We start from the raw sequence: 13,575 nt of genomic DNA on the forward strand, positions 1-13,575 counted from the left end.
ACGCGACCATGAACGACCAACTGCCGTCGACCGAGACGGTCCTCACCGTGGCGCACCGCATCACCGCCGCCGACGGTGTCGTCTCCCTCACCCTGCGCCGCCCCGACGGCGGGACACTTCCGTCCTGGACGCCGGGCGCCCACATCGACGTGCTCCTGGACGGTGCCGACGGCGAGCTGATCCGTCAGTACTCCCTGTGCGGGCGCCCGGAGGAACGCGGGGTGTGGCAGATCGCCGTGCTGCGCGAGCCGCACAGCCGTGGCGGCTCCGCCCATGTCCACGACCACCTGCGCGAAGGCTCCACCGTCCGGGTCCGTGGCCCCCGGAACAACTTCCCGCTGCGGCCCGCCGCACGTCAGCTGTTCGTGGCCGGCGGGGTCGGCATCACGCCCGTCCTGTCCATGGTCGAGGCCGCCGACGCCGCGGGAGCCGACTGGCGACTGCTGTACGGCGGCCGCACCCGCACCTCCATGGCGTTCCTGGACCGTCTCGCCCCGTACGGGGACCGTGTGCTGATCCGTCCCCAGGACGAGTACGGCCTGCTGGACCTCGCCGCCTTCCTCGGCCCACCCGAGCCGGACACCCTGGTGCACGCCTGCGGTCCCGAACCCCTGCTGCAGGCACTGCGGGAGCAGTGCGAGGACTGGCCGGCGGGCACGCTGGGCGTCGAGCGGTTCGCCCCGGTCGAGACGGCGGCGGCCGGTCCCGCCGAGGCCTTCGAGGTGGAACTCGCCCGCTCCGGGCTCACCCTCACCGTGCCACCGGACCACTCGGTGCTCGAAGCGGTGGAGAAGGCGGGCGTCGAGGTGGCCTTCTCCTGCCGGGAGGGCACCTGCGGCACCTGTGAGACCGACGTCCTCGACGGCGATCCCGACCACCGCGACTCGCTGCTCACCGAGGACGAGCGGGCCGCCGGCGACACCATGCTCATCTGCGTCTCCCGCTCGTGCGGGCCCCGCCTCGTCCTCGACCTGTGAGCGGGCGGGGGCGGTTGGCCTCGCGCACCGCCCCTGTGCCGCTGCTCACGTCATGCCCCCTTCCGGCAATTTACTAGGACGTCCTAGTATCTGTCTCGCCAGCGTTCCTCCATCCCGCCCGGGAAGGCCCCCATGAGCGACCTGCACCGACCTGTGCACCCCGTCCGACTGGTCACCGCGTCGGCCCTGTTCGACGGACACGACGCGTCGATCAACATCATGCGGCGCATCCTCCAGTCCCAGGGCGCGGAGGTGATCCACCTCGGACACAACCGTTCGGTGCGGGAGGTCGTGGACGCGGCGCTGGAGGAGGACGCGCACGGCGTCGCCGTCTCGTCCTACCAGGGCGGGCACGTGGAGTACTTCGAGTACCTGGTCGAGTCCCTGCGCGGGCACGGAGCGGAGCATGTGCGGGTGGTGGGCGGCGGGGGCGGGGTGATCGTGCCCGAGGAGATCGCCCGGCTGCGCGACAGCGGGGTCACCATCTTCTCCCCGGAGGACGGTCAGCGGATGGGCCTGGCCGGGATGGTCAACTCGGTGATCCGGGACTGCGACTTCGACCTCTGGGACGCCGGGGCGGCCGACGCGGCCGACGTCCTCGCGGGCGACCGGTTCGCGATCGCCCGCGCCCTCACGGGCGCGGAACTCGGCAAGCTGCCCCCGGATCTTCTGGGGAAGCTGCGTACTGCCGCGGCGGCACGCACCGTGCCGGTGCTCGGCATCACCGGCACCGGCGGCTCGGGGAAGTCCTCACTCACCGACGAACTGGTGCGCCGCTTCCGCCTCGACCAGCAGGACAAGCTGCGCATCGCCGTGATCGCGGTCGACCCGACCCGCCGCCGGGGCGGCGGCGCCCTGCTCGGTGACCGGATCCGCATGAACTCCCTGGACGGCGATCGGGTCTTCTTCCGGAGCCTGGCCACCCGCGGCAGCCGTGAGCTGCCCGAGCACCTCACCGACGTGATCGACGTGGTCAAGGCCGCCGGATTCGACCTGGTGATCGTGGAGACACCGGGCATCGGACAGGGCGACGCGGCGATCGTCCCGTTCGTCGACACCTCCCTCTATGTGATGACGCCGGAGTTCGGCGCCGCCTCGCAGTTGGAGAAGATCGACATGCTCGACTTCGCCGACGTCGTCGCGATCAACAAGTTCGAGCGGCGCGGCGCCAAGGACGCGCTGCGGGACGTGGGCCGCCAACTGGTCCGCAACCGCGAGGCGTTCGGCATGCGGCCCGAGGACATGCCGGTGTACGGCACCTCCGCGGCCACCTTCAACGACGACGGTGTCACCGCGCTCCACCAGCACCTGAAGGCCGCACTGGCCGAGAAGGGGCTGCCGCTGTCCGAGGGCGTGACGGCGCCGGTCGACGTGCGCCACTCCTCCGGCATCCGCCAGGTGGTTCCCGCCGGTCGGGTGCGCTACCTCGCCGAGGTCACGGACACGGTCCGCGCGTACCATGCCGAGACCGAGCGGCTCGCCGAGGCGGCCCGGCGGGCGCAGCGCCTGGACCTGGTCAGCGCCGAACTCGTCGAGGCCGGCTCCGACGCCGGGAACGTGCGGTCACTGCTCGACGACGCCCGCAGGCAGCTCCCGCACGACATCGTGGAACGGATCGCCAACTGGCCCGCCGTCGTGGCCTCGTACTCCGGTGACGAACAGGTCGTGAAGGTCCGGGACAAGGAGATCCGTACCCGGCTGACCCGCGAGTCCCTGTCGGGGAACAAGGTCCGGCGCGTCGCGCTGCCCCGGTTCACCGACCACGGGGAGCTGGTGAACTTCTGGCGCCGCGAGAACCTGCCCGGCCACTTCCCCTTCACCGCAGGGGTGTTCCCCTTCAAACGGGACGGCGAGGACCCGGCCCGGATGTTCGCCGGCGAGGGCGATCCGTTCCGCACCAACCGTCGCTTCAAGCTGCTCTCCGAAGGCCAGCCGGCCACCCGCCTGTCCACCGCGTTCGACTCGGTCACCCTCTACGGCCGCGACCCGGACGAACGACCCGACGTCTACGGCAAGGTCGGCACCTCCGGCGTCTCCGTGGCCACGCTGGAGGACATGAAGGCGCTCTACGACGGCTTCGACCTGGTCGCGCCGACCACCTCGGTCTCCATGACCATCAACGGCCCCGCGCCCACCGTCCTGGCGTTCTTCCTCAACACCGTCATCGACCAGCGGATCGACCACTTCCGCGCCACCGAGGGCCGCGCCCCCTCACCCGAGGAGACGGCCGAACTGCGGGCGCACGCGCTGGCGAACGTGCGCGGCACGGTGCAGGCCGACATCCTGAAGGAGGACCAGGGCCAGAACACCTGCCTGTTCTCCACCGAGTTCTCCCTGCGGATGATGGCCGACATCCAGGAGTGGTTCATCGAGCAGAAGGTCCGCAACTTCTACTCGGTGTCCATCTCCGGCTACCACATCGCCGAAGCCGGCGCGAACCCCGTCAGCCAGCTGGCCTTCACCCTGGCGAACGGCTTCACCTACGTCGAGGCGTACCTGGCCCGGGGCATGCACATCGACGACTTCGCCCCGAACCTGTCGTTTTTCTTCTCCAACGGCATGGATCCGGAGTACACGGTGCTGGGCCGGGTGGCCCGCCGTATCTGGGCGGTGGCGATGAAGGAGAAGTACGGCGCGAACGAGCGCAGCCAGAAGCTGAAGTACCACGTCCAGACGTCGGGCCGCTCCCTGCACGCGCAGGAGATGGACTTCAACGACATCCGCACAACGTTGCAGGCGCTCATCGCCATCTACGACAACTGCAACAGCCTGCACACCAACGCCTACGACGAGGCGGTCACCACCCCCACCGAGGAGTCCGTGCGCCGGGCCCTGGCCATCCAGCTGATCATCAACCGGGAGTGGGGCCTGGCCATGAACGAGAACCCCCTCCAGGGCTCCTTCGTCATCGACGAACTCACCGACCTGGTCGAGGAGGCCGTGCTCCAGGAGTTCGAGCGGATCAGCGAGCGCGGCGGTGTCCTCGGCGCCATGGAGACCGGCTACCAGCGCGGCCGCATCCAGGACGAGTCGATGCTCTACGAGCAGCGCAAGCACGACGGCACCCTGCCCCTCATCGGCGTCAACACCTTCCGCAACCCCCACGCCGACACCACCGAGCCCGGCGCCATCGAACTGGCCCGCGCCACCGAGCAGGAGAAGCAGTCCCAGCTGGCCCGTGTCAGGGACCACCAGGCCCGCCACCGCGACGAGGCCCACGCGGCCCTGACCGCCCTGAAGGACGCGGCGGTGAGCGGCCGCAACGTCTTCGCGGTCCTCATGGACGCCGCCCGGGTCTGCTCCCTCCAACAGATCACCGAGGCCTTCTTCGAGGTCGGCGGCCAGTACCGCCGCAACGTCTGAACCGGCCCCGCAACCCCCGTGCCGCAACTCTACGAAGAGGACCTCGAATGGATCCCGTCACCCGTCTCGGCGTCGTCGGCTGCGGCCTCATGGGCTCCGGCATCGCCGAAGTCGCCGCCCGCAACGGCATCGACGTCCGTGTGGCCGAAGCCGGCCACGACGCCGCCGAGGCCGGCCGCCGCCGTATCACCGCCTCCCTCGACCGCGGCGTACGGCGCGGCAAGCTCACCGAGCAGCAACGGGACGAGGCCCTCGCCCGTCTGTCCTACACCCCCGACCTCGGCGACCTGGCCGACCGTCAGTTCGTCATCGAGGCCGTCGCCGAGAACCGCGCCGTCAAGACCGACGTCCTGCGGACCCTGGACAAGGCGCTCGAAGACCCCGCCGCGATCCTCGCAACCAACACCTCCTCTATCCCCGTCGTCGACCTGGCCGTCGCCACCGAGCGGCCCGCGCAGGTCATCGGCATGCACTTCTTCAACCCCGTGCCCGTGCAGCGGCTGGTCGAGCTGATCCCGGCCCTGACCACCGACCAGGAGACGGTGCGCCGCACCCACGAGCTCGCCCGGCAACTGGACAGACAGGCCATCCAGGCACCCGACCGCTCCGGATTCGTCGTCAACGCCCTGCTCGTTCCGTATCTGCTCAGCGCGGTACGGATGGTGGAGTCGGGCGCCGCCCGGCCGGACGACATCGACCAGGGCATGGAACTCGGCTGCGCCCACCCCATGGGCCCGCTGCGCCTGCTCGACCTCATCGGCCTCGACACCGCGCAGGCGGTGGCCGAGTCGATGTACGAGGAGTTCAAGGAGCCGCTGTACGCACCGCCCGCCCTGCTGCGCCGCATGGTCGCCGCGGGCCACCTCGGCCGCAAGAGCGGCCGCGGCTTCCACATCTACGACGCCTGAAACCGATCCGGCGGCACCACCAGGTGGTGCCGCCGTTCTCGATCGAGGCCCGTCACACCGTCCCGGCCGGCAGACGCAGCAGGGCCTTGGTCGCGGAGTGGCTGGGGGCGGTGAAGATGTCGGCCGTGCGGCCGGACTCGACCGTGCGGCCCGCGTCGAGGACGGTGACCGTGTCGGTGCGGTCGGCGATGAGGGGCAGGTCGTGGCTGATGAGGACCAGGGCCGTGCCGCGTTCCTCGCGCAGCCGGACCAGCAGGTCCATGATCGCCTCGGCGGTGGTGGAGTCCAGCGCGGAGGTGACCTCGTCGCAGATGAGGACGTCCGGATCGGCCGCGAGCGCCCGGGCGATGGCCACGCGCTGGCGCTGTCCACCGGACAGTTCGTGCGGATAGCGGTCGGCGTACGAGGGGAGCAGGCCGACCTGTTCGAGGAGGTCCGCCACGCGGGCGGGTACCTCACCGTTCGGGCAGCGGCGGTGCAGCCGCATCGGCCTGCCGATCGCGTCGCCGACCGTTCGACTGGGGTTGAGCGCACCCAGCGGGTTCTGTGTGACCAGCTGGATCCGGCGGCGCTGTTCGCGGCCGCGGCCGCGCAGGCCGGTGCTCAGCGGTATCCCGTCGAGGCGGATCGTGCCGGCGGTGATCGGTTGCAGGCCCACCACGGCGCGGACCAGTGTGGTCTTGCCGGAGCCTGATGCGCCGACGATGCCGGTGGCGGCGCCGGGGGCGATGCGGAGGGTTACGCCGTCGAGGGCGGGGGCGGCGGTGCGGCGGCGGCGGGCGAAGGTGACGCGGAGGTCGTCCATCGCCAGGAGGGGTGCGGTGGAGGGGGTCGCCCCCGCCGCCCCTACCCGTCCCGTCCTCAAGGGGCTGTGCCCCTTCGACCCCCTTGCGCCTGAGAGCTCGGGGGGTTCGGTTGCTTGGGCGGGTGCGGGTTCGTGGGGGCTGGTCGCGCAGTTCCCCGCGCCCCTGACGGGGCGCGGATTTGGCGTCGCCAGGTCCACCACCTCGTCCGCGATGCGCTCGACGAGTTCGCGGTCGTGGCAGGAGAGGGCGATGGCGAGTTGATGCTCGCTGGCTAGGTGGCGCAGCAACTCGCCGATCTCGTCGCGGAGTTCGGGGTGCAGTCCGGCGGTCGGCTCGTCCAGGAGGAGGATCCGGGGGCGGCGGGCCAGGGCGCGGGCGAGGGCCACGCGGCGCTGTTGTCCGCCGGAGAGGGCGGCGGGGCGTCGTGCGGCGAGTCGGCCGTCGTCGTCCGGGAGCCGCACCTCCGCGAGGAGGGCCCGCACCGCCTCGGGGGTTCGATCGCCGGAGAGTTCGCGCAGCAGGGAGCGGACGCGCATCCGGGGGTTCAGCCCCGAGCCCGGGTCCTGGCCGACGTAGGCGAGGCGCTCGCGGCGCAGGACGCGCAACTCCCGTTCGGACAGGGCGAACACGTCCTGGCCGAAGACCTCGACGCGCCCGGCGGTGCGGGTGGTGCCGGGCGGCAGGAGGCCGGTGAGGGCGCGCAGCAGCGTCGTCTTGCCCGAGCCGGAGGGTCCGGTCAGGGCGAGCAGCCGTCCCGGCCGGAGCATGAGCGCGGCGTCCTGGAGCACGGTCCTGCCGTCGGGTGCCGAGACGGCGAGGTCCGTGACCTGAGCCACCGGAGTCGCCTGAGCCAGCGGAGTGGCCGGGGATGCCGAGGAGTCGTCGTCGGCCTTTCGGTACCGGTCGGGTGTGGGGTTCACAGGACGGTCACCGCCTTCCGGCCGGTCTGCGGGGCGAGGGCGGCTGCCGCGAGGTTGACGCTGAGGGCGAGCAGACCGATGGCGGCGCTGGGGGCGACGACGGCCCAGGGGTTGAGGAGGATGCCGGAGGAGTTCTCGCGGATCATCAACGCCCAGTCGGCGGCCGGGGGTTGGGGCCCGACCTGGAGGAAGCCGGCCGTGGCGACGAGGTAGACGGCGGCGACGAAGCGCAGGCCGAACAGGGCGAGGAGGGTGGCCCGAAGGTTGGGCAGCACCTCGCGCAGCACCAGGTACCACAGGCGTTCGCCGCCCGCCGCCGCTGCCTCGACGTATCCGGAGGCGGCGACCGGTGCCGCCGCGCCGGCCGCGAGTCGTACCGCGTACGGCACGCCGAGGGCCACGGCGGCGGCGATCACGGCGAAACGGCCGCCGTCCGGCCAGGAGAGGGTGACGAGGAGGATGCCGAGCACGGCGGGCAGCAGCATCAGCACATCGGCGAGCTGTTCCACCAGGCGTCCGACGCGGGGCCGCAGCGCCCCGATCGTGCCGAGCACCGCCGCGCCGCCGGTGACGAGGACCGCGACGAGCAGGGAGGAGAGGACCAGGTCACGGCCCCCGGCGAGCAGCCTGCTGAGGACGTCGCGGCCGAGCTGGTCGCCGCCGAGTACGGCGTCGGCGCCGGGTTCCGCGTACGGCGCGGTGACCGGGGCGTCGATGGCGTGCGGGGCGAGCCAGGGCCCGGCGAGGGCGAGGCAGAGCAGGAACGCGGCGGGCAGCACACGCAGGGCTGTCGTCGCCCAGGTCCGGGGGGTCATCGGCGTACTCCGGCCGTCAGGTCCCGTACCAGGTCGGCCAGGAGCAGTACGCCGGTGATGACCGCGCCCGCGAGGGCCGTCACCCCGGCGATGACCGGGCTGTCGCGGTCGGTGACCGCGGAGGCCAGGACCGAGCCGATGCCGGGGTAGTTGAAGATGGTCTCCACGACGACGGCGCCGCCGAGGAGCATGCCGGTCGAGGTGGCGAGGCCGGCGGTGATGGTGGGCAGGGCGCCGGGCAGGACGTGGTGGGTGAGGACGCGGTGGGGCGGCAGCCCGTCCAGGACGGCGGTCTCCACGTGGGGGGCGCGGGCCTCGTCGGCGAGGGCGGCGCGCACGATGCGTACGTTCCAGCCGACCTGGGGGACGGTCAGGGCGAGCGCGGGCAGGATCAGCATGGTCCAGTCGCCGGGGGTTCCGTCGGCGTCGGCGAGGGTGACGGCGGGCAGCCAGCCGGTCCACAGGGACAGCACCAGGACCAGGGCGACGGCGACCACGAACTCGGGCAGTGCGAGGACGGCGGTGGCGGTGGCGGACACCGCCCGGTCCACGCGCCCGCCGGGCCGGAGCGCGGCCCAGCAGCCGAGTGCCAGCGACAGTGCGGCGGTGAGCAGCAGCGCGAGCCCGCCCAGCAGCAAGGTGTTCGGAAACGCGGTCGACAGCAGGTCGGTGACCTTCTCGCCGCGTGCCGACGTGCCCAGGTCTCCCGTGGGCAGGCCGCTCATCCAGTCCCAGAACCTCTCCAGGACGGGCCGGTCCAGGCCTAGGAGTTCGCGCCGCTGCTGGAGGTCGGCCCCGCTCTCGCCCCGTTCGGAGGTGGCGGTCGCCGCGTCGCCGGGGAGCAGCTCGACGGTGAGGAAGACCAGCGCGAGCAGCATCGCGAGCAGCACCGCCCGTTTCAGGACGACGGCGCCGACGCGGGCGAGCGGCAGGAGGACGGGAGCGCGGGTCGGCCGGGCCCCCTCCGTCGTGGGAGGGGGCCCGGCCGGTGCGGCCGTGTCAGGGCTCAACGGGCCAGCCACGCCCGTTCGAGCTGGACCCGGCCGTAGCCGGGCAGTTCGGGCAGTCCGTGGACCTTGGGTCCGGCGAGGTCGATGCCGTCGGCCATGCCCCACAGGAGGTAGCCGGAGCTGTCGTACTCGATCTTCTGGAGCACCTTCAGCAGTGCGGTGCGCTCCACCGGGGCGGCGGTGCCGATGGCCTCCTCGTACGCCGCGTCGAAGTCCTCGTTCTTCCAGCCGGCCTCGTTGGTGCCGCTCTCGGAGACCATGGTCTTGCTGGCGAAGAAGACGACGGAGTCGTTGGTGCCCCAGTAGGTGGTGTAGAGGTCGCCCTTGAGCCAGGTCTTGTCCCAGAAGGTGGCCGACTCCTGCTTGACGACCTTGACCTTGACGCCGGCCTCGCGCACCTGGGTGGCGAAGAGTGTGGCCGACTCGGCGAGGCCGGAGATGTCCTCGGTGGTGTACAGCTCGTAGGTCTTGGAGGTGTCGAACTTCGCCTCCTTCAGCAGCTCCTTGGCCTTGGCGAGGTCGCGGGTGCGCTGCGGGAGGCTCTTGTCGTAGGCCGGGTCGCCGGTGCCGAGGACGTCGTTGGCGACGGTGCCATAGCCGGAGAGGACCTGCTTGACCATGGCCTCGCGGTCGACGGCCAGGCGCAGTGCCTCGCGGACCTTCGGGTCGGCGAACGGGCCGTCGGCGGTGCGCATGACGATGGGCATCGCCATGTCGTTGGGGCGGCGGACGGTCTGGATGTCCTTGCGGCTCTCGGCCGTACGGGCGGCGACGGCGCCGACGTTGGAGGCGAGGTCGATCTGGCCCGCGAGCAGGGCGCTCGCCATGGCCTGCGGGCTCTCGAAGATCTTGACCTCGATGGCGTCGAGGTGCACGTCGCCGCCGTACCAGTCCTCGTTGCGGACGAGGCGGGCGTTGCCCCCGCGGAACCAGTCCAGCTTGAAGGGGCCTGTGCCGGGGGCCTTGGCTATGTCCTTGTCCGAGGTGCCCTTGGGGATGACGAACGTGGTGAGGCGGACCAGCAGCGGGAGTTCGGCGTTGGCGTAGTCGGAGACGATGACGACGGTGTCGGTGCCCTCGGCGGAGATGTTCTTCTCCTGGATGCCGGGCAGGCGCGAGGCACCCGAGGGGGTGGCGCGCAGGCGCTTGAGAGAGAAGACGACGTCCTCTGCGGTGACTGGTGCACCGTCGTGGAACTTGGCGCCCTTGGCGATCGTGAAGCGCCAGGTCTTGAGGTCCGCGGAGGGCTTCCAGCTCGCGGCGAGGCGGGGCTCGGTGTTGGGCTTGGTGCCGGGGACGGTGAGCGTGTCGTAGATCAGGCTGAGGATGAGGTAGTCGCTCTCGTTGGCCTGACTGCCGTGGGGGTCACGGGTGATGGCCCCGGCCCGTCCGAGCGCGCCGACCCGCAGGGTTCCGCCCTTGACCGGCTTGGCCGAACCGCCGGTGGCGGACGCGGTCGGCTTTTCGTCGCCGCCGCCGCAGGCGGTGAGCAGGGCTCCCGCGCCGATGGCTCCGCCGGCCCAGAGCATATGACGTCGCGTCAGCTCCACTTGTTCCTCATTTTCCCGCAGTTGGCTTGCTTTGCTTAGCCTTACCTATCCTGTGCGTCATCTGTGCGGCAAGGCCTCCAGATGTGTGACCTAGATCAAACTTAGGTAGCCCTTGCCTACTGTATGGAGTTCTCTCGCCGAACTCCGTCGCATCACACCGGACGCCTAGGCCGAGGACCGAGTCCGGCCCCGCACACGAGCCAAGGCTCAGGGCCCCAGCCCCGCCCCCCAGCCAGGCCCAGACCCCGCCAGAGGTCCAAGTCCACGTCCAGGGGTAACTTTCCCTTCGCCCCCGCCCTCTCCCCCACACAGGAACGGAACCGATGCCGCCCGCCCTCGCCCGCCTTCTCGGCGACAGCCGCGCCCTGGCGACGCTGGCCGTGCCGCTGGCCCTCACCCAGCTCGCACAGGTCGCGCTGACCACCACCGACACCGTCATGATGGGCCTGCTCGGCACCGAGGCCCTGGCCGCGGGCGGCCTCGCCATGGTGATCTTCAACCAGTTGCGCACCATGGGAGTCGGCATGGTCACCGCCGTCGGCAACCAGGTCGCGGCGGCCGACGCCCAGGCGGAGTCCACGGGCGAAGGCGAGAGCGGCGCCGACGCCGCGGCCGCCCGGGAGGAGGTCCGCGACCTCGTTCGGGCGAGCCTGCTGCTGTCGACCCTGGTGGGCGTCGCGGGCGCGGTCCTGATGGTGCTCATCGGGCACGCCGTGATCTGGCTCGGCCAGGACCCGGACGTGGTCGACGCCGCCAAGCCCGTCCTCTACACGATGGCGCCCGGCCTGATCCCCTGTCTGTGGTTCCAGGCGATACGCCAGTTCACCGTCGGCATGCGCCGCCCCCAGGCCCTGCTGCGGATCACCCTGGCCTCGATCGCCGTCAACGCCGGCCTCAACTGGGCCTTCATCCACGGCACGTGGATCTTCCCCGAACTGGGCCTGCCCGGCATCGGCCTGGCCACCAGCCTGGTCTACGCCCTGTCCTGTCTCGCCCTGTATCTCTCCGCCCGGCGCGACAGCCGACTCGCCCCGGTGCTGTCCCTCGCCGTCTGGAAGACCCGCCCCGCCACCCTGCGCGGACTCACCGGCCTCGGTACGCCGATCGCGGCCACCTACGGCTCCGAGGCGGGCTTCTTCTTCGTCGTCGCCCTCTTCGCCGGCAGTTTCGGCACGGCGGCCCTGGCCGCCCACACCGCCGTCAACCAGCTCGTCTACATCGTCTTCCAGATAGCCGTCGGCCTCTCCCACGCCGCGTCCATCGGCGTCAGCCGGGAGCTGGCACTGCGCCGTCTGGCCGCCGCCCAGCGCCTCAAGACCACGGCCCTGGCCTGCGCCGGCGTTGTCATGGCCGTGGTCGGTGTGGTCTACGTGACCCTGCCGGGCCTCGTCCTCGCGCCGTTCCTCGACAGCGGTGACGACCGGGCGGTCGAGATCGCCACGCAGCTGCTCCTGGTCGCGGCGGTCCTGCAGTTCTTCGACTGCACCCAGAACATCGGGGTCGGTCTGCTGCGGGGCCTCGACGACACCAAGGGGGGTTTCCGCGTCACCCTCGTCGGCTACTGGCTCGTCGGCCTCCCCGCCGCCGCCCTCCTGGGTCTCACCACCGGGCTCGACACCCTCGGTATCTGGCTCGGCCTCCTCACCGGCCTCGCCACCACGGCCGTACTCCTGCTACGCCGCTACAACCAGGGCCTCGGCCGCCTGCCCCACCCCATACAACCGGCACCGTCCCGGGCCTGAACGGGGCCGCCCGGTCGGTTCCAGGGCACCGCCGGCATGAACGGGCGGCACGCACGATCGCGCGTGCCGCCCGTCCCGAGGGGGTCAGTGGGCCGAGATCAAAAGACGGCCGGGCCGCCAGCAGGCAGCCGTCCTCCTCGGTGCCGCGCCCGCTCGCGCATCAGACCCTGCTGAGCTTGGCGATCCGCAGCCCATGCTCGGCGGCGTGCTCGTGCCCTGTCTTCATGGATTCTTCGGCCAGTCCTCGCAGGTGCGCCATCTCCGGGTTCCAGAACGCGTGGGTCAGCTCCGCCTCGGCGATCTGCAGGTCGAGGCCGAAGACGTCGGCCAGGATCATGCGCAGGTAGGGGGTGGCGTGATCCCAGCCCTCCTTCGGGGTGCCGGGCCCGTAGCCGCCGCCCCGGCTCAACGTCAGCAGCGCCGGCTTGCCCTTGAGCGGCCAGTCACCGTGCACACCCACCACGGGGTGCTTCAGGATCAGGTCGATCCAGGTCTTGACCTGCTCCGGGACGTTCCAGTTGTACATCGGCACCGCGAACAGGAACGCGTCGGCGGCGAGCAGTTCCGCGCCGAGGCGGTCGAGGAGCTCGTGCGCCTCGGCGGGGGCCGGTGCGGCCGGGTTGACGACTTCGTGGGCGAGCGCGGTCCAGGCGTCCCCGGGCAGCGGGTGGACCCCGAGGTCGCGCCGGGTCACGACGCCGCCGGGGTGCTCGGCGAGCCACGCCTGCTCGGCGGTGTCGGCGAGGGCGCGGCTCACCGACCCTTCGGTACGGATGCTCGCGTCGAGACGGAACAGGTTCATGGTGCGGTACCTCCGACATAGTTCTGCTGCAACGCAGATAGTATGCACAGCAGAACATCTGCCGACAAGAAAACCTGAACGATCGAAACTCGCACACTGCGCCGGACAAATATTCTGCTCGGCAGACTGTCTGTCGCCATGCCGAAAGGTGCTACGGTGATGTGATGTCCTCTGAACCTCGCGGCCGTTCGAGCGAAAACGCCCAGTGTCTCGCCTTGGACAACGACCTGGTCTGGGCCATTCGTATGATTTCGGGGGCGCTTCGGCGCGCTTCAGCCGAGGCCGCGGAGACGCTGCCCGGAGGAGCACGCGCCTACCTGGTGCTCGTGGCACTGGCGGAGGCCGGGGACAAGCCCCCCACACAACTCGAACTGGCGGGCCAGGTCGGTCTCGACCGAACGGTGATGACCTACCTCCTCGACGGCCTGGAGGGGCAGGGCCTGCTGTCGCGACGCCCGAATCCGCAGGACCGGCGGGCTCGCCACGTGATCCTCTCGGACGAAGGCCGATCGCAACTGCAGCGCATGCGCACTGATGTCGCGGCCGCCGAAGCACGGCTGCTCGTGGAGTTGAACGAAGAGCAGCGGGCCCAGTTCCGCGACCTCCTGACCCGGGTCGCCCTCACCGCTCAGCGGGGCACCCTCGGAGGCTGAGGCGCCGCTCCTCTCCTAGGTGACGACTG

The 13,575-nt window shown here is 71.2% G+C and carries 10 protein-coding genes; 5 read left to right on the forward strand and 5 right to left on the reverse strand.

The annotated features are described in order from the left end of the window. Positions 1-8 precede the first annotated feature (8 nt). The 3 genes from L3078_RS01285 (at position 9) to L3078_RS01295 (ending at position 5,248) form a co-directional block, all read left to right on the forward strand. The gene (locus L3078_RS01285; RefSeq protein ID WP_239750057.1) at positions 9-977 is read left to right on the forward strand and encodes a PDR/VanB family oxidoreductase; all 969 of its coding nucleotides are present in this window, start codon (positions 9-11) and stop codon (positions 975-977) included. Between the two features lie 132 nt (positions 978-1,109). Next, positions 1,110-4,340: a fused isobutyryl-CoA mutase/GTPase IcmF gene (icmF, locus tag L3078_RS01290; protein ID WP_239750058.1), complete on the forward strand. Its 3,231-nt coding sequence runs from the start codon at positions 1,110-1,112 to the stop codon at positions 4,338-4,340. Between the two features lie 47 nt (positions 4,341-4,387). Further along, positions 4,388-5,248, forward strand: coding sequence for a 3-hydroxybutyryl-CoA dehydrogenase (locus L3078_RS01295; protein ID WP_239750060.1), 861 nt, complete (start codon positions 4,388-4,390; stop codon positions 5,246-5,248). A 52-nt stretch (positions 5,249-5,300) separates the two neighbouring features. Here the strand turns inward: L3078_RS01295 and L3078_RS01300 are convergent, their stop codons facing one another. The 4 genes from L3078_RS01300 to L3078_RS01315 are packed head-to-tail and all read right to left on the reverse strand — an operon-like array spanning position 5,301 to position 10,328. Then, a complete protein-coding gene (locus tag L3078_RS01300; RefSeq protein ID WP_420864026.1) occupies positions 5,301-6,974 on the reverse strand; it encodes an ABC transporter ATP-binding protein in 1,674 nt (557 codons plus the stop codon). Then, entirely contained in the window at positions 6,971-7,789 is an 819-nt protein-coding gene (locus tag L3078_RS01305) for an ABC transporter permease (RefSeq protein ID WP_239750064.1), read from the reverse strand. Before L3078_RS01305 ends, L3078_RS01300 begins: the two co-directional genes overlap by 4 nt. Next, the gene (locus tag L3078_RS01310; protein ID WP_420864027.1) at positions 7,786-8,799 is read right to left on the reverse strand and encodes an ABC transporter permease; all 1,014 of its coding nucleotides are present in this window, start codon (positions 8,797-8,799) and stop codon (positions 7,786-7,788) included. Before L3078_RS01310 ends, L3078_RS01305 begins: the two co-directional genes overlap by 4 nt. After that, positions 8,796-10,328, reverse strand: a complete 1,533-nt coding sequence (locus tag L3078_RS01315) for an ABC transporter substrate-binding protein (protein ID WP_420864153.1) — start codon at positions 10,326-10,328, stop codon at positions 8,796-8,798. Before L3078_RS01315 ends, L3078_RS01310 begins: the two co-directional genes overlap by 4 nt. Positions 10,329-10,672: 344 nt before the next feature. Between L3078_RS01315 and L3078_RS01320 the strand changes: the two genes are divergently transcribed. Continuing rightward, positions 10,673-12,091: an MATE family efflux transporter gene (locus tag L3078_RS01320; RefSeq protein WP_239750067.1), complete on the forward strand. Its 1,419-nt coding sequence runs from the start codon at positions 10,673-10,675 to the stop codon at positions 12,089-12,091. Between the two features lie 160 nt (positions 12,092-12,251). Here L3078_RS01320 and L3078_RS01325 read toward each other — a convergent pair whose 3' ends face one another. After that, complete coding sequence (locus L3078_RS01325; protein WP_239750068.1) at positions 12,252-12,893, reverse strand: FMN-dependent NADH-azoreductase; 642 nt, start codon at positions 12,891-12,893, stop codon at positions 12,252-12,254. Between the two features lie 215 nt (positions 12,894-13,108). On the opposite strand from L3078_RS01325, the gene L3078_RS01330 reads away from it, so the two are divergent. Then, positions 13,109-13,546: a MarR family winged helix-turn-helix transcriptional regulator gene (locus L3078_RS01330; protein WP_239750069.1), complete on the forward strand. Its 438-nt coding sequence runs from the start codon at positions 13,109-13,111 to the stop codon at positions 13,544-13,546. Positions 13,547-13,575 lie beyond the last annotated feature (29 nt).

This window comes from Streptomyces deccanensis (assembly GCF_022385335.1).
In the GTDB taxonomy this organism is placed as follows: domain Bacteria; phylum Actinomycetota; class Actinomycetes; order Streptomycetales; family Streptomycetaceae; genus Streptomyces; species Streptomyces deccanensis.